We start from the raw sequence: 25,705 nt of genomic DNA on the forward strand, positions 1-25,705 counted from the left end.
GCGATTTACGCATCCTTTTTTGTTAGCAAAGACTTTTTAGATGTTGTGAACACTTTTGTTGATTGTTGCTTAGGATCAAACAACGCAATAAGTAAGAAATCTTTCTCACCTTGTGGCTCTAATTCATCCGATAGTGGATCAATCGCAGTATCCGTGACAAACGCGTGCTTGTGCATATCTTTTTCAGAAAGAGTCGGAAACCCATCAATCATTTCAGGATATTGAGCGAGCAGTGATAGTACTTTCGATGTTTCTTCTTTGTTCTGTGTGTTCTCCCACCATGGCTTACGTGGTTTGAACTGTTGTCTTTCTAAATAATCAAGTTTCATCAGGCTTTCGGCAACGGGAAGTGAGTGTGGCGCAGCTTCCGTTAAGAATGCGATCAAGCGCGTATATAAGTCTTCTAGCTGATGACCGATTCTTGACCATCCCCGTGTTTCCCAATAAGTCCCGAATTCTTGGAAGAAGTCAAAAGGCGATGAGAATACATGGTGTATCAAATAGTTAACGGTATGATCCATACGATGATCGTTCCAATATTTTTCTAATACGTCTTCCACTTGTTTGATACGAATAATCTCATCAAAAGTGAGAACGTTGTTTCCTAAAATTTCATAAGGAGAATGATCCATATACACGTAATCATGTTTTTCAGCTGTTAATCGTAGACCTGTACCTCTTAACATCTTTAAGAAACCTAACTGAACTTCTTCAATGCCAAAAGCGAATACATCATTAAATGTCTTTCTAAACGAGTTGTAATCTTCCTCAGGCAATCCTGCAATCAAGTCTAGATGCTGAACGATCTTTCCGCCATCGCGTACAGTTGTTACGGTACGTGTAAGCTTTTCAAAATTCTGTCGGCGTTGTACCAATTCGTTTACAGCGTCATTTGTTGACTGAACACCGATCTCAAAACGGAACAACCCCTTTGGTGCATGTTCATTTAAATAATCGATGACTTCAGGTCTCATGATATCTGCTGTGATCTCAAACTGAAATACTACTCCTGGTCTTCTGTTTTCAATCAAGAATGAGAACATATCAAGTGCATAGTCTCTCCGAATGTTAAACGTTCTGTCTACAAACTTTATGATCTTTGCTCCGTTATCCATTAAGAAGATCAGGTCGTCTTTAACGAGTTGTGGATCAAAATATCGAACTCCAACTTCGATGGAAGACAAACAGAACGCACATGAATAGGGACAGCCGCGGCTTGTCTCAAAATACGTGATCCGTTTGGATAATGACTGGATATCTTCTTCAAAGCGGAATGGAGATGGAACTGTTTTTAAGTCCAGTTTCTCTCGAGGACCGTTAATTTTAGGCTTTCCATCTTTCCGATACGCCAGCCCAGCTACAGACTCAAAGCCACCATCATTCTGAATCTGAGTGAGCAAATGTTTAAACGTTTCCTCGCCCTCATTCACAACTATAAAGTCCACTTCTGGAATCTGTTGTAGCCAATGCGCTACATCATAAGATACTTCAGGACCACCTAGGACGATTTTTGTTTCTGGCTTGATTTTTTTAAACATCTGGATTACTTTGATCGTCTCTTCAATGTTCCAGATATAGCAGCTGAATCCGAGAACGTCAGGTTCTTGGCTGTAAAGGTCAGTCACAATATTAAGAGAAGGATCTTTGATCGTGAACTCGCGGATCGTTACAGGGAATTCCGGTTCGCTGTATGCTTTTAAATAGCGCAGCGCAAGGCATGTATGGATATATTTGGCATTTAACGTACTTAGTACAGTTTTCATAATTTTAATAACCTCATTACTGTTACCCTAGAAAAGGGCGTTTTAGATGACAAACTATTTTACCATATTTTAAAAAGAATCAAAAATGAGTATTGTCTTTTAACACAGCAAATTTCTTTACGGTACAAAGTCAGAACCGATATAGTAGTAATAATTACGATGTAAGCGTTATTTAAAGGAGGAATCATGTTATTGTGAAATGGGTTACAGCTGTTAAACATGGCGAAAGCTTTATCGGTCTCGTGCAAGAAGAGCAAGTTGTGAATGTATCAGAGTTAGCGAAAAGCAAAGAGGTGGAGTTTCCTAGAACCTTGTTAGAAGCAATTGCTCTTGGTGATGAATTTATGGAAAAGGTTGAGAGTTTGATTTCCTCAAATCTTGCAGCGAACCATACATATAATCTCAATGAGATTCAGTTAAAAGCACCAATTCCAAGGCCGAGTAAAAATGTGTTCTGCATCGGGAAGAATTATCGAGATCATGCGATAGAAATGGGAAGTGAAGCAGACATTCCGGAAGATATCATGGTGTTTTCAAAAGCTCCTACGTCTGTAATCGGTCATGATGAAGAGATTCCTAGTCATTCTTCTATAACCGATCAACTCGATTATGAAGGTGAGCTGGCTATAATAATCGGCAAAACGGGTACGAGTATAAAGAAAGAAGAAGCGATGGATTACATTTTTGGATTTACGATCATCAACGATATTACTGCACGTGACTTGCAACAAAAGCATAAGCAGTTTTTACTCGGAAAAAGTCTTAATGGAACTTGTCCGATGGGGCCGTGGATCGTCCATCACTCTGAGATACCTAACCCAGAAAATCTTTCGATCGTAACAAAAGTAAACGGAGAAGTGAGACAGAACGGAAACACATCTGATTTTATCTTTGATATTCCAACGATGCTCATAGAGCTTTCAAAGGGTATGACGCTTGAAGCTGGAGATATCATCGCGACAGGTACACCTGCTGGAGTAGGTAAAGGGATGAAGCCGCCTGTATTTTTAAAGCCCCGAGATGTTATCGAGATTACAATTGAAGGAATCGGGACGCTTCGTAATGAAATAGTAGAATGAAGTCGAATTAACTAGTTACATAGAGGAGGAATTCATATGGAAAAGCTGCTTTATATTAACGGTTCATGGACAGGAGATTCTCTTGAAAAAATAGAGGTGTTCAATCCTGCTAATGGTGAAGTGGTTGGAACTGTAGCGTCTTGTGGGAAAGAGGAAACGGATGCTGCAATTGAGGCAGCACACGAAGCATTTCCGAGCTGGTCAAAGTTAACTGCTTATGAGCGCGCTGACTATTTGATGAAACTGCATGACTTAATGATCGAACAAAAAGAAGAATTAGCAGAACTAATGACTCTTGAGATGGGAAAACCGTTAAAAGAATCTGTCGGGGAAGTGATGTATGCTGCTTCTTTTATTAAATGGTATGCAGAAGAAGGTAAGCGCATCTACGGTCGTACGATTCCTTCAAGTGCAGAAAATAAGAGAATGCAAGTATTACGCCAGCCTGTTGGGGTCGTTGCAGCCATCACTCCATGGAATTTTCCTGCAGCAATGATCACAAGAAAACTCGGTCCGGCGCTCGCAGCTGGCTGTACGTTTATCGTAAAGCCACCGAAAGAAACCCCATTAACAGCGATTAAGTTAGTCGAACTAGCCGATCAAGCAGGCTTTCCAAAAGGTGTTATCAATCTTGTAACAGGATCTTCTTCTGTGATCGGTAAAGCTATTATGGATTCGGAGAAAGTTAGAAAAGTAACCTTCACTGGCTCTACAGAGATCGGAAAGAAATTGATCGAGCAAAGTGCCGCAACTGTAAAGAACGTTTCTATGGAATTAGGCGGACATGCTCCAGCAGTTGTTCTTGAGGATGCAGACTTAAATAAAGCTGTCGCTGGAATCGTAGCTTCTAAGTTTCGTAACGCAGGTCAAACGTGTATCTGTATCAACCGAGTATATGTGCAAGAAAGTGTTTATGAGGAGTTTGTAGAACTTGTAGCAGCTGAAGCTAAGAAATTAAAAGTAGGAAACGGTTTGGAAGAAGGTACAGATATTGGTCCGATCATCAACAAAGACGGGTATGAAAAGATATCCGAGCACGTAGAAAATGCTGTTTCAAATGGTGCAGAGTGTGTAACAGGCGGAAAAGGAAGAGCAGATAACGGTGGGTATTATTACGAGCCGACGGTCTTAAAGAATGTTTCACAAGATATGCTGATCATGAATGAAGAAACGTTCGGTCCGGTCATTCCCATTCACAAGATCAGCAGTGTTGAAGAAGGGATCCGACTTGCAAACACAAGTCCGTTCGGTTTAGCGGCATATGTTTATACAGAGAGTATGTCCAAAGGAACTCAAGTTGTTGAAGGTTTAGATTACGGAATCATCGGCTGGAACGATGGTGTACCTTCTGCTGCACAAGCACCGTTCGGAGGTATGAAAGAGAGCGGTCTTGGCCGTGAAGGTGGAGTGGAAGGTATGGAAGCGTATCTTGAAACGAAATATGTAAGTTTCGTATTATAAAATCTTTCTAAGAAACCAGGTGATTGTGGATGGATCTAGGCCTAAAAGGAAAAAATGTACTCGTTCTTGCTTCAAGTAAGGGACTTGGAAAAGCTTGTGCATTGGAGTTTGCCCGAGAAGGTGCGAACGTGATGCTAACAAGCCGTGATGAAGAGCAGCTTTCTTTGACAGCGGAAGAGATTAAGCGGGAAACAGGCGCAGTGGTTACTTATAAAAAATGTGACATCACACAGCGTAATGAGATCGATGAGCTTGTAGCAACAGCAGTTGAGGAATTTGGCAGTGTCGACGTGCTCGTGAACAATGCAGGAGGTCCTCCTGCTGGTACGTTTAATGATTTTGAGGATGAGCATTGGCAGGGTGCCTTTGAGTTAACATTACTCAGTCTTGTGCGTTCTGTTCGAGCGGTTACACCTAACATGATAAAAAACGGTGGAGGACGCATCGTGAACATCGCTTCTTCGTCCTTTAAACAGCCGATCGACGGACTTATCTTATCTAACACTTTCCGAACAGCCATTAACGGATTATCAAAGAGTCTTTCACAAGAGCTAGGGAAAGATGGCATTTTGATTAATACCATCGGCCCGGGGCGAATCGGAACGGATCGAGTAGGTGAATTAGACCAAATGATGGCTGATAAAAAAGGCGTTTCCGCTGAAGAGGTAAGAACTTCCATGGAAAGCGGTATCCCACTTGGCCGATACGGTGAACCTGCAGAGTTTGCTAAGATGGTGGTATTCCTTTGCTCAGATGCAAACACCTATATAACGGGGCAGTCACTGCTGATCGATGGCGGTATGGTGAAAGCACTATAAAGGGTAAGAAGCAGCTCATGGCTGCTTCTTTTTTTAGTTATGTGAAGGGTATAAGTTTCCGTGTAGATGTCGATATTTGTAGACTCGTGGATAAACAGTGAAAACTTTTGGATTGAGAGTTAAAACTTCTGGATAAAGTGCTAAAACTTTTGGATTGATCCATAAAAGTTGTGGATTCATCTATCAAAAAGCGGATTAATACCCTAGTGCGTATATAATACGGAGCGCAATTAAAAGCCTCAAAAAAAGCTGACTCCAAAAAAGAGTCAGCTTGCAATAAAATTAAACAGAAAGTACCTTTTTAATGCGTTCGATCGCCCAATCCAGATCTTCATCAGAAATGATTAATGGTGGTGCGAAACGAATAACGTTTTCATGTGTTTCTTTACATAACAAGCCTTGCTCTTTTAAACGCTCACAATAAGGTCGTGCTGGTTCGTTTAATTCAACACCGATAAACAGACCTTTACCGCGGACTTCTTTGATTACTGGATTATCAATCTTCTTTAACTCGCCTAAGAAATATTCACCAAGTTTCAGAGAACGCTCAACTAAGTTTTCTTCTACAAGCACGTCTACAGAAGCGACAGATACCGCACAAGAAAGCGGGTTTCCACCGAAAGTTGATCCGTGAGATCCAGGATTGAACACGCCGAGAATTTCGCGATTTGCTGCTACACATGAGATCGGCATTACGCCGCCGCCAAGTGCTTTACCTAAGATGTACATGTCGGGCTCAATCTCTTCCCAGTCACAAGCAAACATTTTACCTGAGCGTCCAAGTCCTGATTGAATTTCATCAGCTACAAAGAGTACATTTTCAGACTTACAAACATCAAGCGCTTCTTTCAAGAAACCTTCGCGTGGAATAACGATTCCTGCTTCACCTTGGATCGGTTCTAGAATGAATGCTGCGGTATTTGGTGTAATGGCTGCTTTTAGTGCGTCTAAGTCACCGTAAGGGATCACTTTGATTCCTGGAAGCATAGGACCAAACCCGCGCTGGTAATCAGGATCAGATGACATCGATACGGCAGTCATCGTACGACCGTGGAAGTTTCCTTCACAAACGATGATCTCAGCTTGATTATCCGCAACACCTTTCACATCATATGCCCAACGGCGAACGGCTTTAATTGCTGTCTCAACCGCTTCAGCACCAGTGTTCATCGGTAATACCATATCTTTCTTCGTTAGACTTGATACTTTTTCATAAAAGTCTCCAAGTTGGTCGTTATGGAATGCACGTGATGTTAGTGTTACTTTGTCTGCTTGATCTTTTAGTGCTTGAATGATTTTAGGGTGGCGGTGCCCTTGATTTACCGCAGAGTATGCACTTAGCATGTCCATGTAGCGGTTACCTTCTGGATCTGTTACCCATACACCTTCGGCTACCGAGATAACGATAGGAAGGGGATGATAGTTTTGTGCACCATATTGTTCCGTTTTTGAAATTACAGTTTCCGTATTTTTCGTTTCTGTCTGTTTCAAAGGAAACACCTCGATTCTGCAAGTTTTCTCACATTGCTATTATAGCAATGAAAGTGCTTACTTTACAGAGGGAACTCATTTGATTGCCTAGTTTATAGCAGTTCATGGTATAGTTATATGGAGAATTATACATAGGAGGATATATTTATGATTCATGCTCACGTAACATCATGGTTCCTGGCGTTAATTTTGTTTTTTGTAACGTATATGCTATACAAAAAAAATGCCGGAAAAAAATCAAAAATTTTGCATATGATCCTGCGCGTTTTGTACTTAGCGATCCTTGCGACAGGAGGCCACATGCTTGCTGGCTATCTAACGGATCCTGGTATAGTTAATCAAGGGCCGATTATTATCAAAGGAACATTAGGAGTTGTTCTCATCGGTTTGATGGAGATCATCCTTGTTCAAAGAAAACGTGGTGAAAGCCGTCTGCTGAACTGGGTGTTTTTCTGGATCACTTTATTGTTAGTCTTATTCTACGGTTATTCCGTTCTTGGTTAATACGTACAAAGTCGCTCTTTACAGGGCGGCTTTTTTTTATTGGATAAAATAACCACTCGTTGTTTTGTTAACAATGCCTCTTGTGTACCGATATAAATGATAGAAACGTATAACTATATTAATGGGGTTCATTGGACAGATGAGGTGTAAGAATGAAAGAGATGGATGAATATTTAGCGCTATCTCATTTAATAAAGATGAATACGAAAGAGATGGAAGAGCTTAATGATAATTTAATCGAATCTGAACAGCGTTATAAGTCGTTGTTCGATCATAATCCAGATATGATCTATTCTATGGATTTAAAAGGGTATATTACGAGTGTTAACCATGCCCTCGTTCAGTCTTTAGAGTATTCAGAAGAAGAGTTGCTATCGACACACGCCCTGCAATTTGTGTGTGATGAAGACCACAAACGGGTCGTTGAACACTTCAAGCTTGCCATACATGATAAACCTCAAAATTTTGTGGCGAGTATTATGAAAAAAGATGGCGGGCATATTTTAAGCAGCATCACGAACATTCCAATCGTCGTAAACGATCAAGTAGTTGGTGTATATGGAATCGGAAAGAACATTACTTGGCAGCAGAAAGCGGAAGAAGAGATCGAACAACTTGCATTTCACGACTCGCTAACAGGTCTGCCAAATCGAAGTTTATTTGAAAAAAGGCTAAGAGAACTCGTTTCTGAAAGTGATCACTCAAACCAATTATTAGCTGTAATGTTTGTGGATATTGATCATTTTAAAATTATTAATGAGAGTTTAGGTCACCATATCGGAGACGTTGTGTTAAGGCATGTAAGCAATCAACTTAGACAGGTGATCCATAGTCAAGACTTGCTATGCCGATTTGCTGGGGACTTATTTACATTAATCTTAACGATTGAAAAACCAGCTGATGTAATCGATACCGCGGATCGCATAGAAGAAGCGCTTCAATTGCCGATCTATCTTGATGGCCAAGAGTATACCGTTAGTACTTCGATTGGGGTAAGCATCTATCCAAATGATAGTACGAGTGCTGATATTCTCATAAAGAATGCTGACACCGCTCTACATAAAGCGAAAGAAAAAGGTAGAGGAAAACGTGAATTTTTTACGGGAGATATGAACGCATTCACCCTTGAGAGATTAAAGCTAGAAGGCTTTTTACGTAAGGCTGTTCAAAAGGGTGAGCTAGAACCTTACTTTCAACCTCAATATTGTTTGAAAACGGAAAAAATTCTTGGGTTTGAGGCACTTGTAAGATGGAATCATCCTGAATTGGGGCTGGTTTCTCCAATGCAGTTCATTCCTTTGGCAGAAGAGATCGGGCTTATTGATGAGATCGGCCGGTTTGTTCTGTTCGAATCTTGTAAACAGCTAAAGAGATGGCATGATAGTGTGGCACCTTATCTTTCTGTTTCTGTTAATGTATCTGGTAGACAGTTTCAAAGGTTATCATTCGTGTATGAAGTAAAAGAAGCGATAGAAACGGCTGGAATATCTGCAGAATATCTACACCTCGAATTAACAGAGAGTACGATGATTCAAAATGTACAATACAGCATCAGCATCATGCAAGAGTTAAGAGAGCTAGGAGTTCGTTTATCGATCGATGATTTTGGTACGGGTTACAGCTCTCTTAGTTACTTAAAAGATTTCCCGGTCGATTATTTAAAAATCGATCAAAGCTTTATAAGACATCTTAGCGATGACTTCTTTAACACGAGTGATGCGGCGATCATTAAAGCGATCATCATGATGTGTGAAGGACTTTCTCTTTCAACAGTGGCAGAAGGTGTAGAAACACATGAACAGATGAAGTTACTTCAAGAGTATGGCTGTCACACGGCTCAAGGATACATAATCAGTAAGCCTATGCCTGCTTGTGAAGCGAGTGAGTTCTTAAGAAATTTCTTATCAGTAAAAAACAGCACAACTCCGTAAAGAGTGTGCTGTTTATTTGTGTTGAATACTTTAGCATTTTAAGTGGTTTTATTTTTTCTTTTCATAATACATAAACGCAAGTGCGCCGATCAGAATCGAACCTTTTACGATATCTTGTGCGTAATACGGAACGTTCAACATCGTTAATCCATTAAGAAGGATACCGATTAAAACAGCACCAACAAAAGTGCCGATCACATTCGGTTTTCCAGCACCAAATACAGAAAAGCCAATAAACGCAGCGGCAACACCATCCATCAATAAAGGTGCGCCAGCAGAAACTTGACCCGTTCCGATTCTTGCTGCTAACAGAATACCTGCAAGAGTGGCAAAGAATGCAGATAAAAGATAAGCATACATCTTGTAACGCTGAACAGGGACACCTGATAAACGCGCTGCTTCTTCATTTCCACCTGTAATATATAATAATCTGCCGAAGCGAGTCTGCTGTAGAATGACATGAACGACAATTACGGCAATCAGCATGATGATAACAGGTACAGGAACAGACCATATCTCACCTTGACCAATAAATAAGAAAGAAGGAAGGAAAACACCAGGAGCCGTTCCACCTTCTGTTAAGGGCATATTGTTGTAGATCGAAAAACCCTTTGTAAAGGTAAGATGCAATCCATTGATGATATACATCACTGCTAATGTGGCGAGTAGATCTGGAAGCCGTACTTTTACAACGAAGAACGAGTTTAATAGCCCTACTAATAGACCAATCGCAATCGGAATTAGGATGGCGATGATCGTTTCTTGGCGATATAGAACGAGAGCTGCTGCACTTGTAACCGTTGCAAGGCTCGCTGTTGATCCGACGGAAAGGTCGAACCCTCCAACGATCAAAGATATGGTTACTCCGATCGCAAGCAACGTAATAATAGAAACAGAGCGTAAGATATCCGTAAAGTTCTGATAGCTTAAGAATTTGTCGTTTGCTAGACTAAATCCGATAACGGTTAATAATATGACAAGAAGGGTGCCGTATCGGTAAAGAAAAGGAAAGATCTTTTCTTGAAGTGAGAGTTTAGAAGTGTTTAGATCGTTCTCAACGTGTTCTTTATGAACGTACTGTGCCATAATGACCTCCAGTTGCATAGTGCATAATTTTTTCAGTGGTAGCTTCGTGTTTGTTTAATTCTCCGGCAATTTTCCCATCATACATAACAAGGATTCGGTCACAAAAAGCCAGCAACTCTTGTACCTCACTCGTAAAATAGAGGACTCCTTTTTTGTTGTCAGCTAAGTTCTTGATGCATTGAAACACATCTTGCTTAGCCCCAACATCAATACCTTTAGTCGGCTCATCGAAAATAAATACATCTCCGTCAGTAAGAAGCCATTTGCCGATCGATGCTTTCTGTTGATTACCTCCACTAAGATGGTTCAGCAAGAGTGAGGATTTTTGTGTCTTGATACCGAGCTGTTTGATCCATTTTTCTGCTTCTGTTTTTTCTTGTTTTCTTTGGATAAATCCAAACTTAGTAAACTGTTTTAAGACAGGCAAGGTTAAGTTTTCAACCACATTGTAATCAACAAGAATTCCTTCTTTACGTCGTTCTTCTGGTACGAACCCAATACCGGTCGAAATCGCTTTTTGAGGATTCGATATTCTTACTTTTTTTCCTTTCAAGTAAAGCGAATCTTTTGATGGGTCTGCACCAAACAATGCTCTTGCCGTTTCTGTCTTACCTGCACCCACTAATCCCGCAACACCAACAATTTCTCCTTCTCGAACAGATAGAGATACGGTTTCACCTGTAGTAGGAACTCTGAACTGCTTTGCTTCTAAAAGGGTATCGCCTAGTATTCTATCTTCTTCATCGTTTAGTAATTCAACCAATTCGTTGCCTAGCATCGCACGAACGATCTCTTCAGAAGAACAGTGAGATGTTTCTTTCGATAGAGTCACGTACCCATCTTTTAAGACCGTTACTCTTGTTGACAGTTCCATAATTTCAGGTAAGCGGTGTGAGATATAAATGATGCCCACATCTTGCTTCTGAAGTTCACGAAGAACAGTAAACAGGTGTTGAGCTTCTTTCGTACTAAGTGCGGCTGTAGGTTCATCTAAAATAATAAAAGAAATGTCTTCGGAAATTGCTTTTGCGATGAGTACCAATTGTTTCTCTGCTAAAGAACATCGAGAGAGGGGGACGGCTGGATCAAGTTTTAAACCTACTCTGCTCAATAGCTCTTGAGCCACTTTATATCTTTTTTTCCAAGAAAAAAAGGCAGGACCTTTAATAAAGGTATTCATCGTTACGTTTTCCGCGATGCTTAACGAAGAGACGAGGGCAGTATCTACCTCTTGCACAACCATTTCAATGCCAGCTGCTTTTGCATGAGCGGGTGTTTTAATCGTCAGATCTTTTTCATTCAATGTGATCTTACCGCCATCACGCTCATAATCGCCAGAGAGTATCTTCATGAGGGTACTCTTACCAGCACCATTGGCTCCTAAAAGAGCATGGACCTCACCGCTTTTTACGGTAAAGTCCACTCCTTTTAATACAATCTGTTCACCAAAAGATTTTTGTATAGAAGTTAATGAGAGTATCGTCATTTTTTATTATCCTTACTTAAGTTTTCCATCCACGGAGATGTTCCGGCATCAGATTTGCCCCAGCCTTCTACATACTTACCGATCTCATCCATAGATACGTTGGACTTAGGTAGATCTTCTTTTTCAACAAGGTGAGGTTGAACACTATAGATCTGTGGTGTTTCTTCACCGGCTACTTTTTGGTAGAGAAAGCGTACTTGTAATTTTCCAACATCAGCAGGATCTGTAGCTGCCGTTGACACCCAAGGACTATTTGCTTCTTGCATCAGTTGCAGATCTTCATCACTAAGGTCGATTCCGTATACTTTTATCTCATCACGTCCGGCTTGTTGAATCGCACGTGTCACACCTTTAGCAAATTCGTCCCAAGGAGCGAATACTGCGTCAATGTCACCTTTTTTAGGATACTTTTGCAACAGGGCTTCCATTTGTGATTGTGTATCAAGCGCTGTATTCTGTGTTGCTGTACCAAAACGCGCGATCTCTTTGATCGAAGGATAACGTTTCTTGAAGGCTTCATACATAACGTTTCTTCTTTCCATCGGTGTGAAACCACCTACCCAAACGTATACAATCTCACCTTTTCCATTTAAGTCTTGCGCCATGCTTCGCAGAGCATTCCACGAAAGGCTATAATCATCCTGGTCGATAACGGTTACACCTGGTATGTTGATATCACTATCAAAAGCAACAACAGGAATTCCTGCTGCAACTGCTTTTTTTACACTTGGTGCGATCGCATCAGCACGACCATGATCAATTAAGATTCCATCTACTTGTTGGTTAACGGCTGTTTCTACATATGCTGCCATTTTTGAAAGGTCATTATCAGCGTTATAGACCTGCACCTCACCACCGAACTCTTCCACTTGCTTCTTTACACCACTAATATATTGAGAGGAGAACGTTCCGATAGAGAACTGGTTGATCGAAGCGATCTTTAAAGGCTTCTGAAGCTGTTCCGGAACTTTGCTTGATGTTGAAGCAGTATTTGTTTGTTTTGATTGTGACTCATTAGCTACAGTAGGTTTCGCTTCTGTTTTGTTGGAAAGAGCATCTTGTTCATTTGTGCATCCTGTTAAGAACAAGGCAGTAGTAAGGCAAGCGGTTGCCAAGACTTTATAAGGTCTCAATGCTTTCATCCTCCTTAAGTGTAGATAGGGCTTCTTGATAATTACCGCTCACGATTCCTTTTTCTGTAATGATTGCTGATATGTATTCAGCGGGAGTTACATCGAAAGCTGGATTGAAGACTTTAATTCCTTCTGGAGCAATGCGAACTCCGTTTAGGTGCGTGACTTCTTCTTCAGGGCGTTCTTCGATCGGAATATCCTCGCCGCTAGATGTTTTGAGATCTAACGTAGATAGAGGACATGCTACATAAAAGGGAATTCCGAGTGCTCTCGCTTGAAGTGCAAGACCAAAAGTCCCGATTTTGTTAGCTGTATCCCCGTTTGCTGCCACGCGATCACATCCAACGATAACGGCTTTGATATTCTTTGTTTTTAAAGTGTGCGCTGCCATATTATCCGTAATTAGCGTCACATCAATATCGTTTGCTTGAAGCTCCCATGCGGTTAAACGGGATCCTTGCAAGACAGGACGCGTTTCGTTCGCGTATACAGAAAGATTCCAGCCTTGCTCTTTCGCAAGATGAAAAGGGGCTAAAGCAGTTCCATATTTGCTTGTTGCGATTGCACCTGCATTACAGATCGTCATGACAGCATCTCCGTCTTGAAGAAGGGATAACGCGTACTCACCAATCTTTCTGCATGTATTTTCGTCTTCTTCTTGAATCAAGAGTGCTTCAGCTTCAATGTTTTTTTTCGCCTCTTCTACAGAAGCGGATCGTTCGGCAGATGCGACAACACGGTCTAACGCCCAGAATAAATTAACAGCAGTTGGGCGAGAGGAAGCTAAGTAATCTCTTTGTTTTTTCAATTTTGATAGAAACGAAGAATGATCAACTTCTTTTTCAGAATTACTCCAAAGTGCAAGTCCGAATGCAGCAGCGATTCCGATCGCAGGAGCGCCTCTAACTTTAAGCTTTGAAATTGCGTCCCATACGTGTTCAATCGTGGTTACATTTAAGTAAACCGTATGATGGGGAAGTTGTTGTTGATCTAATATAAGAAGGTGGTTACCTCTGTATCGAACAGAAGGAACCCACTTTTCAGCTACAGTCATAATTTAAGCACCTCTAATCCAGTCAGTAAGTTCTGTGATGTTTGTAAGTTTTCTCTGATTCTTGATCAGTTTTACACCTAGCTCTAAAGCAGTTTTTTTATAAAAGAGCTCCACTTCTTTTTTGGGAATAGAGTCTAGATCAGCTACATGTGCAAGTCCGATCGTTCTTCGAATGATTTCACAACCAGCAAATCCAATCGCTTCTTGAAACGTTTTTTCTAAGAAATTTTCAAGAACACCGTCAATCTTGGCAAAAGGATCAGTCGCTTTCTCGTTCCAAAGCGCTGTAAATGTTTCTCTGTATGTTTTCCAAGTCTTTTCGATGGTTTCCAAAAGATAAGTTTGTAAAGTCTCACGATGAAACGGCTCTTTCGCATGTGCATTCTGAGAAAGATGATTAAGAGCAAGGTTCGCTATGAAATGCGCGATATCAAATCCCGCGGGACCATAGAACGCAAACTCAGGATCAATCACTTTAGTAGAATCACCCTTCACAAAAATACTTCCAGAATGTAGATCTCCATGAAGGAGGACTTCAGCTTTTGTTAAGAATGATAGTCTTAGTTGAGCTACTTCTTTTAGAAGCTCAGTGTCGTTCCAAATGACATCTACTTCACTTTGAAGTTCAGCAGGGAAGTCGTTCGTTTCGATGTTGAAAAAAGGATCTGTGAACACTAAGTCTTCAGTGATCTTACACAGTTCAGGGTTTGAAAAACGTTTCACTTGTTCTTTCTTTTCAAACGGATGCAGATAAAAATCGCTAGAATAAAAAGCCGTCTTAGCCGCAAACGTTCCAATGTCACTAGCAAGTTTTGGGTAAATCTGTCCTTCAATTAGCCCTTTTCGAAGGATGACATGATCAGATAAATCTTCCATAACCGTTACGGCAAGTGTTGAATCTGAATACAAAACTTTAGGAACTAAGTGAGGAACAGATTCGGCTTCTTTTATTAAGGCTTCGCTTTCAATTCGTGCACGGTCTAGTGTGAGCGGCCAACTTTCTCCAACCACTTTTGCATAGGGAAGTGCTTGTTTGACGATCACCGCTTTTTTAGAGAGTGCACTTTCTATATGAAAAACAAGGTTTAAGTTGCCATCTCCAATCTCTCTAACATGCAATTGGTTTTGTTCGGATGCATCAAAAAAATCTAAAGGTTTTACCACATCAAGGACTGTCAGTTCATTTAACGGTTCATATGTAGGTTTTACTTGTACGCTCATTTTTGTTCCCCCCGGAAAGTTTTTTACAAATAAAAAGAGCCTCTTTTCGTATAAGAAAAGAGGCTCGGAATGATGATTTCCCGCGCCTCTTATCTTAGCAAAACAAAATTGTTTCGCCGGAATTAGCACCGTGCCATACGCTGAACTTAATCAGCGGCTCCCCATATAATGCGGGCGCCCCATCTTACAATGGTATTACGGTCGGTTGCTGGGTTTCATCGGGCCATATCCCTCCACCTGCTCTTGATAAGAGACCAAAATTATTTGATTTTTTAATGCGCAATAATATTCACGCAATTCATAATCGTTATACTACAACGTTATGTTAAGATCTGTCAACACTAAATTTTTTAAAATGGATTAATACAGATCTCTTCGACGGTCGTTAAATACAGGAACTTTTACGCGTACTTCGTCTACTAATTCAGGTAAGATCTCTGCTGTGATAATCTCCTCATCGTGTACAGATCCTTCAGCAATAATATCTCCCCAAGGGTCAATGATCAACGATTGACCGGCGAAGGTATTTTTAGGATCGCTTCCGACACGGTTACACGCAACCACATAGCATTGATTCTCTATAGCACGTGCAATAAGTAGAGCTCGCCAATGAGATTGTCTTTGAATCGGCCATTCAGCCGGAACAAATAAAACCTTAGCGCCTTTTAAGAAAGGAGCACGAATCCATTCAGGAAATCGAATGTCATAACAGATAGCAAGAGTGGATAGGGTGCTATCAATCATAAACAGCGCATTGTTTTTTCCTGGAGAGATATACTTTTCTTCTTCCATGAGTGTAATAAGATGGGCTTTTGAGTACGTGGCGATCTCTTCTCCGTTTCGGTTGTAGGTGAGAGAGGTGTTAAATACTTCATTCTCATCACGGTAAGCGATAGAACCTCCAACAATATTGATATCAAGTTCTTTTGATAAGGAGCTTAACCAGTGCTTAGCTCTTTCGCCATTTTTATCGCTAATCTCATCTAAGCGTGTTAGGTCATATCCTGTATCCCATAGTTCAGGGAGAACGATCGTATCAGGTTGATGCTGAACAACTGCTTCACGAATTTTATTTTCAATGTGTTCATAGTTTTTTTTATGATCCCCATAATGTATGTCAACTTGAATACATGCAATTTTCATGATTGTACCCTCCAGATTGTAAAAAAGTCTTTACAGAATTTCCTTAAGCGTATAACATAACTGATTAGAATTTCAAGAACATTCAAATTAGACTGGAAGTGATCGTCGTGAAACGTTTTGAACAGGCAGAAGTGATGGGGAAATTGCCAGAGCAATTTTTCGCCAAGCTTGTAAAAAAAGTATCTCACTATGTGGAGCAAGGCTATGACGTTATTAATCTCGGACAAGGAAATCCCGATCAACCAACGCCACAGCATATCGTTGAAGCATTAAAGGAAGGTGCAGACAGACCTGACTTTCATAAATACTCCCCGTTTCGAGGACACGGATTCTTAAAGCAGGCTGCTGCCGATTTTTATCAAAGAGAGTATGGAGTGACTTTAGATCCTGTTAAAGAAGTTGCTATTCTCTTTGGGGGGAAAGTGGGATTAGTAGAGTTGTCACAGTGCTACTTAAACGCTGGAGATGTTGCGCTCGTTCCAGATCCAGGATACCCGGATTATTGGTCAGGTGTAGCAATGGCTGGAGCTACGATGGAGACGATGCCCTTGAGAAAAGAAAATGAATTTCTCCCGAAGTATGATGATTTACATGAAACGGTCTTGAACAAAGCAAAGCTTATGTTCTTAAACTATCCGAACAATCCTACAGCAGGTGTTGCAACGGAATCCTTTTTTAAAGAGACAGTAGAACTCGCTAACAAACATGATATTCTCGTCTGCCATGATTTTGCTTATGGAGCAATTGGATTTGATGGACAAAAGCCGATCAGCTTTCTACAGACGGAAGGAGCAAAAGACGTAGGGATAGAGATCTATACCCTTTCCAAGACGTATAACATGGCAGGCTGGCGAGTTGGTTTTGCCGTAGGAAATGAATCTGTCATCGAATCCATTAATCTACTACAAGATCATTTTTATGTAAGCTTGTTTGGAGCGGTTCAGCACGCAGCAGCTGAGGCCTTGAACGGCTCTCAACAATGTGTGGATGAACTGGTAGATACATATGAACGCCGCCGAAATGCATTCATCGGACGGTTGAATGAAAACGGATGGAACGTGGAGTCGCCAAAAGGTTCTTTCTTCTGCTGGCTACCTGTACCTGAAGGATATACATCTGAAACATTCGCGGACTACTTGCTTGAAGAAGCACACGTCGTCGTCGCACCAGGCATTGGATTTGGAAGTGAAGGCGATCGATATGTACGTGCGGGCTTACTAACGTCAGAAGAACGTTTGATAGAGGCTGCTGATCGGATTGCTAAGCTGTTTTAAATTTATCTTTTAAAATTTTTCTGGTTAATAGTGTGTAACATCATTGACAGTTGATTGGAGTGCAAGATGCGAGACTCCTGGGGGACGAGTGTGTCAGGTGAGACCCTTAAGGGCGCAAAGTGGCAAGGGGCTCACCGCACGCCCCCCGGAAAGAGAGCATCTGGAACGGAAATCAAATCACTTTCAATGCATCGAAGAAAGAAGATAGGGTTGACAGATCCTTCATACCCTGTCATAATCACAATTAAAATTATATTCTAACAATTTGCACTCTTATTAAGAGCAGGTGGAGGGACTAGCCCGATGAAACCCGGCAACCATTCAGTTAATTTTGCTTAACTGAAAACGGTGCTAATTCTTGCAGTCGAACGTTTGGCTGAGAGATAAGAGGAAGCGGAACTGTCAATATGTAGACACCCCTTCCTCGTGAAGGGGTTTTTTGCGTTTTTGAAAGGAGAATTACGAACATGAGTAAAATTACAGCGACGTACTTGGTACATGATAAAAAAGAAAATCTACACAAAAAAGCGGAAGGCATTGCCTTAGGACTTACTGTAGGTTCATGGACAGATCTTCCTCAACTTGAGCAAGAACAGCTAAAAAAACATAAAGGTATCGTGGAAGAAGTTATTGAACTTCCTGAAGATCCACGTACAGATCAATTTTTAGGAAGTAAAAGAACTCGAGGCTTACTTAAGATTTCCTATCCATCAGCAAATTTTTCAAATGACATTCCAGCTATTCTAACGACGGTTTTCGGTAAACTTTCGTTAGATGGTGAGATCAAACTCGTAGATTTAGAGTTTGATAAGAATCTAGAACAGCAATTTCCTGGTCCAAAGTTTGGGATAACTGGAATCCGAGATATCTTAGGCGTACATAACCGTCCACTTGTTATGAGTATTTTTAAAGGGGTGCTCGGAAAAGATCTATCATTCTTCAAACAGCAATTATATGAGCAGGCTTTAGGTGGGGTAGATCTTGTGAAAGATGATGAAATTCTATTTGAGAACCCACTTACGCCTTTTGAAGAAAGAGTAAGAATCTCTAAAGAAGTATTAAAGTCCGTTCATGAGCGTACAGGTGAAAAGACAATTTATGCAGTAAACCTGACAGGCAGAACGAGTGAACTTCGAGATAAAGCGAGACGCGCAGCAGAATTAGGAGCCAACGCACTATTGTTTAACGTTTTATCCTACGGTCCAGATGTATTGCAAGAATTGGCAGAAGATAAAGAGATTCCTCTACCAATCATGGCACATCCTGCACTATCCGGAGCTATAGGGTCATCATCACTCTACGGAATTGGTTATTCCGTTTTGTTGGGTAAACTGCTTCGTTATGCAGGAGCAGATCTTGTGTTGTTCCCATCACCCTATGGAAGCGTGGCGCTTGATCGTAACGAAACCCTAAGTATTGCGGATGCCTTAACAACAGATAGCATTTCATTAAACAAGTCGTTTCCCGTCCCATCAGCAGGTATCCATCCAGGTTTAACTCCGGTTTTATACAATGACTTCGGATTGGACAGTGTTATAAACGCAGGTGGAGGGATACATGGTCATCCTGATGGAGCAGCAGGTGGAGCACGTTCCTTCCGTCAAGCGATAGATGCCGTTGTTAAAGGGGAAGACTTTGAAAGTTTTGCTGAAAAACATGCAGAACTACAAAAAGCATTAGAGCTTTGGGGCGGTGTTCCAGTAAAATGACAACTCAACAACATTCGGTAATCTTTTGTGATTTTGACGGAACTGTAACTGAGAAAGATAATATCGTTGCGATCATGGAAGAATTTTCACCCGAGGGCTGGCAGCCGATCGTGAATGAAATCTTGAATGAAACCATCTCGATTCGAGAAGGAGTCGGTAAATTGTTTTCGAGAATCTCTTCGGACAAAAAGGAAGAGATCATTGAATTCGTTGTAACACGTTCTAAGATTAGAGACGGTTTTCAGGAATTTATCTCATTTACTCAAAGTGAGAGGATTCCACTTTACATCGTTAGCGGTGGTATTGATTTTTTTGTTCATCCTGTACTAGAGAACAAACTAGAAAAAGACTATGTTTTTTGTAACGCAAGTGATTTTACAAACGACATGATAAAAATCACTTGGCCGAATGTATGTGATGATCAATGTGACAATGATTGTGGATGTTGTAAACCGTCTGTTATAAGGCGGCTGGAAGAGAAGTTTCCCCGAGCTGAAAAGATTGTGATCGGGGATTCGATTACTGATCTTCAAGCTTCTAAGATGGCTGATGTTGTTTTCGCAAGAGATTATCTGATTGAAAAATGTGAAGAAAACCAAATACCATACACACCATTTGAAACCTTTCATGACATCATTCATGTCTTAGAGAAAAGAGGTGTAAAAAGTTGAGTAAACAACAGCGCTGGAATGAGCTTGCAGATGTTAAGGATGAACTGGCATCAAGAGACTGGTTTCCTGGAACCAGTGGTAACGTATCCATTAAAGTAAGCGATTCACCTCTCGCTTTTTACGTTTCTGCAAGCGGAAAAGATAAAACAAAACGTACCTCAGAAGACTTTCTTTTAGTGGATCAGTTCGGTGAACCGGTAGAAGAAACGCATTTGAAAGCTTCGGCAGAAACAGGTATTCATTGTGAAGTGTATCGGTTAACGGAAGCAGGCTGTTGTTTACACGTTCACACCGTGGATAATAACTTAATCTCTGAATTGTATGGTGATGCAGGAGAGATTACATTCCAAGGCCAAGAACTGATTAAAGCATTTGGGATATGGGAGGAAGAAGGCCGGATCACGGTTCCGATCGTTGAAAATTATGCTGATCTTTCGAAGCTGTCTGAAGCAGTGGGTACAGTAATCAAACAGGATACAAAAGCTGTCTTGATCCGCAATCATGGTATTACCGTATGGGGAAGAAATGCTTTTGAAGCGAAGAAACATTTAGAAGCTTTTGAGTTTCTTTTCTCTTACCACATCAAGTTACAAACTTTAAACGTTTTAAATAAAAATCAATCATTTGGAGGCGTTAAAAATGGCACAACTACGATTTCATGATAACAACGAAAGAATTGAAAAACAGAGTGAGGTAGAAGCGTATCTGAACTCTCAAGAAGTTATATACGAGAAATGGGACATTGAAAAACTTCCAGCGCATCTTCGCGAAAATTTCTCGTTAAGTGATGAGGACAAAGCAGAAGTGATTCAAACCTTCCGCAGTGAGATCGATGATATTTCTGAGCGCAGAGGATATGTGACAGAAGATGTTATCTCACTTTCTGATGCGACACCAAACTTAGATGAGCTATTGAAAAACTTCTTATCAGAACATCATCACACGGATGATGAAGTACGCTTTATCGTTTCTGGACATGGAATCTTTGCGATCGAAGGACCTAATGGAAGATTCTTCGATGTTGAACTTGAACCAGGAGACCTTATCTCTGTTCCAGAAAATTTCCGTCACTATTTCACGCTGCAAGAAGATCGTAAAGTAGTAGCGGTTCGCATCTTTAAATCAAAAGAAGGCTGGGTTCCAATCTACGATAAACAGCCACAAGAAGCTCAATAATATACAGAACACACCATTTCATTCGAACGAAATGGTGTGTTTTCTTTTGAAATAACAAGTTGGCGCTCGTCCGGTGGCTGACAAGCACGCTGGACGAGCACTATAAAGAAAATACGAGCAAAGAAAAAAGCATCAGACTTCAGTAGTCGATGCTTTTTTCCATTCCCTCATTATTCTTATAACTCTTTTGATTTTCTAAGATTGATTAAGCGATACGTGTGCAGGGCAATAACTTTTAACACCGCATATACTGGAACGGCTAGAATCAATCCAAGCAGACCGCCAAGGCTTCCTGCAACGAGCAAGATAGAGATGATGGTAAGCGGATGGATATCTAGTTTTTTACCCATAACCTGAGGAGAGATTACATTTCCTTCGATCTGCTGAGCGATAACCATAACGACTAGAACTTTGATCACCATCGCCGGTGAATCTACAATCGCTACGATCAATGCGGGAACGACTCCGATAATCGGTCCGAGGAACGGAATCACGTTTGTGAACATGGCGATTATAGCTAGAATCAGCGAGTAGTCGATTCCGATTACGAGATAACCGATATACAGCATTGTACCCACACAGACACTGACCAAGATCTGCCCTTGGATATAAGAACTAAGTGCGATGTCCATGTCTTTTAGAATTTTTGTTCCATTATTACGCTGTCTTTCAGGAAGTGTTTGAAGCACCATCTGTGGAGCTTTCTCACCTTCTTTAAGCATGTAATACAGTATAAAAGGTACGGTAACAAAAATCATAATAATGTTTGTAATGATTCCAATAAAGTTTGCGATGTTCGTACCAATTGTCTGAACACTAGTAGACAGATAAGCGGTTACTTTATCAGAGATTTCTTTTACATCAAACTGTTCACTTTCTTGGAAACGGCTTACCCATTCATTCTGCTGTAAATCATTCAGCTTAGATCGAATAGCATCGATTAAAGCAGGGGTATTCTCAATTAGATTACTAACCTGTCTTTGTAGAATCGGACCAATAGAATAGAACAGCAATACGAATAATCCGATCGCAAGCAGGTAGATGAGAAGGATGGATAATACCTTAGGAACTTTTCGTTTATGCAAAAACTGAACGACTGGCCGGAAAAGATAATAAAGAACACCGCCAAGCAAAAACGGAAAAAATAACGTTTGAACAAGAACGACGATCGGCCTGAAAATAAAATCAATCTTTGTTCCTACCAAAATAATTAGAAAAATGAGGAGAAATCCGTAACCGATACGAAAAAACTTCGACTGTGGCATTTAATGATCACCTTTATCTTCTGAAATATGTATTCATTATATACAACTTATAAGAACATACACAAATTTTTAAAAAACACCGGTACAAGGATAAAAGCATATGCTGAGTAATGGGCATACGTACTAGAAATGGAGTTTGTATAGAAAGGATGAAACCAATGTGCGGAATAACCGGTTGGGCAGATTGGAATCGTAACCTCACACATGAAAAAAATATATTAATCAAGATGGCCACACCTTTGTCAAAAAGAGGACCAGATGCACTCAATGTATGGAGTACCACACATGCAGGGTTTGGTCATGCTAGGTTAGCAGTAGTAGATATTGAAGGCGGCGTCCAGCCGATGACAAGAACAAAGAACCAGTGGAATTATACGCTTTGCTACAATGGAGAGCTATACAACACAGAAGACCTACGAAAAGAACTTCTTCAAAGAGGCTATACGTTTGAGGGACATTCCGATACAGAAGTTTTGCTTACTTCCTATATCGAATGGGGAGAAAGCTGTATTGATAGGTTTAATGGTATATTTGCATTTGGAATCTGGGACGAAGAGAAGCAAAGTTTATTTGTGGCTCGAGATCGACTGGGAGTTAAGCCGTTCTTTTATACGGAAAAAGGCGGAATGTTGTTATTTGGATCCGAAATAAAATCCATACTCGCTCATCCTGAAGTGAAGGCTGAAGTCGATCGTGAAGGATTACAAGAGGTGTTCGGACTAGGACCATCACGTACACCTGGTAATGGTGTTTATAAAGGAATAAACGAACTTCGCCCAGCACATGCTGCGACGTATTCTAAAAACGGTCTGAAAATTTGGCGGTATTGGAACGTGGAAAGTAAACCACATCAAGATTCTTTAGAAGACACGATTGAAAAAGTGAAGGATCTTGTGACGGATGCAGTAACACGACAGCTGGTTGCAGATGTACCCGTGTGTACATTTCTTTCTGGAGGCCTCGATTCAAGTGCCATCACCTCAATCGCAGCTAAATATTTTAAAGAAGAAAACAAGGGTGAACTTCATACGTTCAGCATCGATTATGTTGATAATGAGAAGTACTTTAAAGCGAGTGATTATCAACCCAATTCAGATGCGTATTGGATCAATCAGATGGTTGAGGCTACAGGATCTGTTCATCATAGCTGCGTGATTGATAATGAGCTGTTGATCAATCATTTGCGTGAAGCTGTCACAGTAAGGGATCTGCCAGGTATGGCTGATGTTGATTCTTCACTATTATGGTTCTGTCGTCAGATCAAACCACAGTCAACCGTTGCATTATCCGGAGAATGTGCAGACGAAATCTTTGGAGGGTATCCATGGTTTCATAAAGAAGAGCTCTTGAATCGTCCGATGTTTCCGTGGATGCGTTCAACGGAAGCGCGTCAGAACCTCTTGCAAGATTCGTGGGCTAGCAAACTGAATCTAGCATCGTATGTGCAGCAACGATATGAAGAAACAGTGAACGAAACACCAACTTTAGAGGGAGAATCTAAAATAGAAGCGAGAAGAAGAGAGATCTTCTATTTAAATATGATTTGGTTCATGACGACTCTATTGGATCGCAAAGACCGTATGAGCATGGGAGCATCACTAGAAGTAAGGGTACCCTTTGCAGATCATAGAATTGTAGAATACGCATGGAACATTCCATGGGACATGAAAATGTTGGATGGGAGAGAGAAGGGAATACTTAGAAAAGCACTTACCGGTGTACTGCCGAATGATGTACTATATCGAAAAAAGAGTCCTTATCCGAAAACGTTCCATCCAGACTATACGAACGGTGTAAAAGATTGGTTAACGAGCATCGTCGCAAAAAAGAATTCACCTTTGTTTGAAGTGTTAAACCGAGCACGCGTTCAGGACATCATTCAAACGAATGGAGAGACGTTTAAAGAACCTTGGTTCGGTCAGCTTATGACAGGCCCACAATTAATGGCTCATCTTGCACAGATCGACAGTTGGTTAACTGATTATAATGTAAATATCATAGATTAAACACACAAAACCGGAAAACATATTGTTCTCCGGTTTTTGTATTTATGCAGTTGCTTCTTGTGGCACAATGAATTGTTTTTGCCACTTTCTCTTGCGCCATCTCGCCAACATAAATAGTCCGCGAAGCCATTCATCTGCAGTGAAAGCTAGCCAAATTCCTATTAAGCCTAAGTCAAATGTTATTCCTAATAAGTAAGCAAGAGGAACACTTACACCCCACATAGAGATAACACCCATTATGACCGGAAACTTCACATCACCTGCAGCTCTCAAACTTGATATGATAACAAGATTAAAAGATCGGCCAGGTTCTAGCAGCAAAGTTAAGTATAAGAGGATAGTACCTTCTTTAATAATCTCAGGATTGTCTGTAAAAATAGACAGCAGTGGCTTTGCGAATAGAGAAGCTACCCCTGCCATAAGAAAACTTATGATCATGGCATATGTCTGGCTTTTGAGACACATCTTATAAGCAGCGTCATATGATTTTGCACCTATCAAGTGACCGATTAATATTTGTGTACCTTGACCGATCGCTACAGCGAAAAGGAAGATAAACATCATAATATTAAACGTATACACTTTAGTCGTTAGTGCAGTTGTACCAAGTAGCGTAATAAAGAATGTGATCAGCATCTGAGATCCACTATATGAAAGGTGTTCTCCGGCTGATGGCAACCCGATTTTTAATACACTCTTAATATGAAGAGGGAATAGTTTGAACGAGCTCGCAAAAGGCAGTGGTATAGAAGAACGCTTGAATAATAGATATAGAATGACAACTAAGCCTAAGAACCGACTAACAGAGGTTGAAATCGCAACACCTTCAACACCCAGTACTGGAAAACCGAAAGCTGCAAAGATAAATAAGTAGTTTCCAAATACGTTTATGATGTTCATTCCAATCGTCACGTACATAGCATCTTTCGTAAAACCGTAGCTTCTAATCGCAGCCCCAATCGTCATGATGACCGATTGTATAAAAGAAAATCCCCCTACTATCATAAGATAGCTAGATGCTTCCGCCATTAACTCAGATGGAGTATTCATCCATTTTAAAAACACATCTCCAAAGAGCAATAACGCCGCACTTAAGAGCAAGCCAAAAAGCAAGTTTGCTAAGATCGCAACGACAGCTACTTCAGCAGCCGTTCGTTCATGTTTAGCTCCTATTGCCTGTGCAATAACAACACTTGCTCCTGTAGCAACAAACCCAAACATAACAATTACGATTGAAAGCAGTTGATTCGTAAGACCCACAGCGGCTACAGAGTGATCAGAATATTGACTGAGCATGAGAGTATCAGCGTTCCCCATCAACATATGAAGCATTATTTCGATAAATATTGGCCACGTTATGGCAAAAAGGGAAAGCTTAGCAGCTTTGTTGCCTTTCATGTAAATCCCTCTCCATCGTGTTTATATTGTATGGTT

The 25,705-nt window shown here is 40.7% G+C and carries 21 protein-coding genes and 2 riboswitches; of the genes, 11 read left to right on the forward strand and 10 right to left on the reverse strand.

The annotated features are described in order from the left end of the window. Positions 1–5: 5 nt before the first annotated feature. Positions 6–1,763 (reverse strand): B12-binding domain-containing radical SAM protein, encoded by a 1,758-nt coding sequence (locus ABE65_RS07165; RefSeq protein WP_066392946.1) that lies wholly within the window; start codon positions 1,761–1,763, stop codon positions 6–8. Between the two features lie 194 nt (positions 1,764–1,957). Between ABE65_RS07165 and ABE65_RS07170 the strand changes: the two genes are divergently transcribed. The 3 genes from ABE65_RS07170 to ABE65_RS07180 are packed head-to-tail and all read left to right on the forward strand — an operon-like array spanning position 1,958 to position 5,121. After that, positions 1,958–2,842 (forward strand): fumarylacetoacetate hydrolase family protein, encoded by an 885-nt coding sequence (locus ABE65_RS07170; RefSeq protein WP_066392948.1) that lies wholly within the window; start codon positions 1,958–1,960, stop codon positions 2,840–2,842. Positions 2,843–2,878: 36 nt separating this feature from the next. After that, positions 2,879–4,303 carry an NAD-dependent succinate-semialdehyde dehydrogenase gene (locus tag ABE65_RS07175; RefSeq protein ID WP_066392950.1) on the forward strand — a complete coding sequence of 475 codons (1,425 nt, stop codon included), beginning with the start codon at positions 2,879–2,881 and terminating at the stop codon, positions 4,301–4,303. A gap of 29 nt (positions 4,304–4,332) precedes the next feature. Beyond that, positions 4,333–5,121, forward strand: a complete 789-nt coding sequence (locus tag ABE65_RS07180) for an SDR family oxidoreductase (protein WP_066392952.1) — start codon at positions 4,333–4,335, stop codon at positions 5,119–5,121. A 282-nt stretch (positions 5,122–5,403) separates the two neighbouring features. Here ABE65_RS07180 and ABE65_RS07185 read toward each other — a convergent pair whose 3' ends face one another. Further along, on the reverse strand, positions 5,404–6,612 hold the full coding sequence (locus ABE65_RS07185; protein ID WP_066392954.1) for an ornithine--oxo-acid transaminase: 1,209 nt from the start codon (positions 6,610–6,612) through the stop codon (positions 5,404–5,406). A 147-nt stretch (positions 6,613–6,759) separates the two neighbouring features. Between ABE65_RS07185 and ABE65_RS07190 the strand changes: the two genes are divergently transcribed. Together ABE65_RS07190 and ABE65_RS07195 are read left to right on the forward strand one after the other, a co-directional pair. Continuing rightward, the gene (locus ABE65_RS07190) at positions 6,760–7,116 is read left to right on the forward strand and encodes a DUF1516 family protein (RefSeq protein ID WP_066392958.1); all 357 of its coding nucleotides are present in this window, start codon (positions 6,760–6,762) and stop codon (positions 7,114–7,116) included. 152 nt (positions 7,117–7,268) lie between these two features. After that, positions 7,269–9,047 (forward strand): sensor domain-containing protein, encoded by a 1,779-nt coding sequence (locus tag ABE65_RS07195; protein ID WP_066392961.1) that lies wholly within the window; start codon positions 7,269–7,271, stop codon positions 9,045–9,047. Between the two features lie 48 nt (positions 9,048–9,095). Here ABE65_RS07195 and ABE65_RS07200 read toward each other — a convergent pair whose 3' ends face one another. The 6 genes from ABE65_RS07200 to ABE65_RS07225 form a co-directional block, all read right to left on the reverse strand. Next, the gene (locus tag ABE65_RS07200; RefSeq protein WP_082861340.1) at positions 9,096–10,133 is read right to left on the reverse strand and encodes an ABC transporter permease; all 1,038 of its coding nucleotides are present in this window, start codon (positions 10,131–10,133) and stop codon (positions 9,096–9,098) included. Beyond that, positions 10,114–11,619 carry a sugar ABC transporter ATP-binding protein gene (locus ABE65_RS07205; protein WP_066392967.1) on the reverse strand — a complete coding sequence of 502 codons (1,506 nt, stop codon included), beginning with the start codon at positions 11,617–11,619 and terminating at the stop codon, positions 10,114–10,116. Before ABE65_RS07205 ends, ABE65_RS07200 begins: the two co-directional genes overlap by 20 nt. After that, positions 11,616–12,761, reverse strand: a complete 1,146-nt coding sequence (locus tag ABE65_RS07210; protein WP_066392970.1) for a sugar ABC transporter substrate-binding protein — start codon at positions 12,759–12,761, stop codon at positions 11,616–11,618. Before ABE65_RS07210 ends, ABE65_RS07205 begins: the two co-directional genes overlap by 4 nt. Beyond that, positions 12,739–13,806, reverse strand: coding sequence for an S-methyl-5-thioribose-1-phosphate isomerase (gene mtnA / locus ABE65_RS07215; RefSeq protein ID WP_066392973.1), 1,068 nt, complete (start codon positions 13,804–13,806; stop codon positions 12,739–12,741). Before mtnA ends, ABE65_RS07210 begins: the two co-directional genes overlap by 23 nt. A 3-nt stretch (positions 13,807–13,809) precedes the next feature. After that, on the reverse strand, positions 13,810–15,027 hold the full coding sequence (gene mtnK / locus ABE65_RS07220) for an S-methyl-5-thioribose kinase (RefSeq protein WP_066399896.1): 1,218 nt from the start codon (positions 15,025–15,027) through the stop codon (positions 13,810–13,812). A gap of 86 nt (positions 15,028–15,113) precedes the next feature. Beyond that, positions 15,114–15,280: riboswitch (SAM riboswitch) on the reverse strand. 107 nt (positions 15,281–15,387) lie between these two features. Then, positions 15,388–16,170, reverse strand: coding sequence for a carbon-nitrogen family hydrolase (locus tag ABE65_RS07225; protein ID WP_066392985.1), 783 nt, complete (start codon positions 16,168–16,170; stop codon positions 15,388–15,390). A 107-nt stretch (positions 16,171–16,277) separates the two neighbouring features. Here ABE65_RS07225 and ABE65_RS07230 point away from each other — a divergent pair, with 107 nt between their 5' ends. The 5 genes from ABE65_RS07230 to ABE65_RS07255 all read left to right on the forward strand — a co-directional run bounded on the left by ABE65_RS07230 (position 16,278) and on the right by ABE65_RS07255 (position 21,000). After that, complete coding sequence (locus ABE65_RS07230; RefSeq protein WP_066392989.1) at positions 16,278–17,444, forward strand: pyridoxal phosphate-dependent aminotransferase; 1,167 nt, start codon at positions 16,278–16,280, stop codon at positions 17,442–17,444. A gap of 270 nt (positions 17,445–17,714) precedes the next feature. Continuing rightward, positions 17,715–17,834: riboswitch (SAM riboswitch) on the forward strand. A 77-nt stretch (positions 17,835–17,911) separates the two neighbouring features. Then, a complete protein-coding gene (locus ABE65_RS07240) occupies positions 17,912–19,153 on the forward strand; it encodes a 2,3-diketo-5-methylthiopentyl-1-phosphate enolase (protein WP_066392998.1) in 1,242 nt (413 codons plus the stop codon). Beyond that, positions 19,150–19,824, forward strand: a complete 675-nt coding sequence (locus ABE65_RS07245; protein WP_066393001.1) for a 2-hydroxy-3-keto-5-methylthiopentenyl-1-phosphate phosphatase — start codon at positions 19,150–19,152, stop codon at positions 19,822–19,824. Before ABE65_RS07240 ends, ABE65_RS07245 begins: the two co-directional genes overlap by 4 nt. Then, on the forward strand, positions 19,821–20,486 hold the full coding sequence (locus tag ABE65_RS07250; RefSeq protein ID WP_066393004.1) for a methylthioribulose 1-phosphate dehydratase: 666 nt from the start codon (positions 19,821–19,823) through the stop codon (positions 20,484–20,486). Before ABE65_RS07245 ends, ABE65_RS07250 begins: the two co-directional genes overlap by 4 nt. Beyond that, positions 20,464–21,000: a 1,2-dihydroxy-3-keto-5-methylthiopentene dioxygenase gene (locus tag ABE65_RS07255; protein ID WP_066393008.1), complete on the forward strand. Its 537-nt coding sequence runs from the start codon at positions 20,464–20,466 to the stop codon at positions 20,998–21,000. Before ABE65_RS07250 ends, ABE65_RS07255 begins: the two co-directional genes overlap by 23 nt. 176 nt (positions 21,001–21,176) lie before the next feature. Here the strand turns inward: ABE65_RS07255 and ABE65_RS07260 are convergent, their stop codons facing one another. Further along, on the reverse strand, positions 21,177–22,265 hold the full coding sequence (locus ABE65_RS07260) for an AI-2E family transporter (RefSeq protein ID WP_066393011.1): 1,089 nt from the start codon (positions 22,263–22,265) through the stop codon (positions 21,177–21,179). Between the two features lie 158 nt (positions 22,266–22,423). On the opposite strand from ABE65_RS07260, the gene asnB reads away from it, so the two are divergent. After that, a complete protein-coding gene (gene asnB, locus ABE65_RS07265) occupies positions 22,424–24,271 on the forward strand; it encodes an asparagine synthase (glutamine-hydrolyzing) (protein WP_066393015.1) in 1,848 nt (615 codons plus the stop codon). A gap of 42 nt (positions 24,272–24,313) precedes the next feature. Here the strand turns inward: asnB and ABE65_RS07270 are convergent, their stop codons facing one another. Then, a complete protein-coding gene (locus ABE65_RS07270) occupies positions 24,314–25,669 on the reverse strand; it encodes an MATE family efflux transporter (protein WP_066393017.1) in 1,356 nt (451 codons plus the stop codon). Positions 25,670–25,705 lie beyond the last annotated feature (36 nt).

The sequence above is a fragment of the Fictibacillus phosphorivorans genome (assembly GCF_001629705.1).
Classification (GTDB): Bacteria; Bacillota; Bacilli; order Bacillales; family Fictibacillaceae; genus Fictibacillus; species Fictibacillus phosphorivorans_A.